General features: G+C 75.4%; 1 pseudogene. It reads right to left on the bottom strand.

The features are described 5' to 3' along the window. Nucleotides 1-497 (bottom strand): annotated as a pseudogene (locus ACRWND_RS30940) (M4 family metallopeptidase); the annotation flags it as partial. Nucleotides 498-594: the final 97 nt, after the last annotated feature.

The following is a 594-nucleotide window of genomic DNA, read 5'->3' as shown; positions in this document are numbered from 1 at the left end:
GTGGAGGCGGGGAGGGTGGGGCGGGTGGTGTCGACGTCGAGGTCGGTGAAGTAGGAGCCGGAGGTGCCGGTGACGGTCCGCTTGCCGTCCTTGTGGGTCATGCGGACGACGTACTGGGCGCCCATGACGGGGATGCCGCGGTACTGCTGGCCGAGGCGGACAGTCTCGGTGCCGTCGGCGTCGGTGGCGACGTCGACGGTGGCCAGGTCGCGGTCGGGGGCGGGGATGCGGTAGCGGTCCTTGTGCCCGGCCAGGTGGCCGCGGGCGGCGGTGGCGGCGGGCACCGAGGCGTCGGCGGGGTCGGCGAGGCCGTCGACGAGGGCGGGGGTGTTGGTGGACGGCTGCGGCGCGGGGGCCGTGCCGGTCTCGAGGGCGGGGTCGGCGGCCTGGGCGGGAGCGCTCAGGCCGGTGACGCCCAGGGCGACGGCGGCGAGCAGGACGGACAGACCGGTCCGGCCGGATCGGCGAACCGGTCTGCGCCGTATGCGTGTGGACATGGACGAATGCCTCCGGCAGCCCGGCGTGGCCCGGGCTCGGTAGTGGGACATCGGATGGACGGCGCACCATTGCGCCCGCGGCTCGTCCTGCACCCTG

It is taken from the genome of Actinacidiphila sp. bgisy167 (genome assembly GCF_965342175.1).
GTDB lineage: Bacteria > Actinomycetota > Actinomycetes > Streptomycetales > Streptomycetaceae > Actinacidiphila.
The sequence above is the reverse complement of the archived record's forward strand: the minus strand, read 5'-3'. Positions and strand labels throughout refer to the sequence as shown.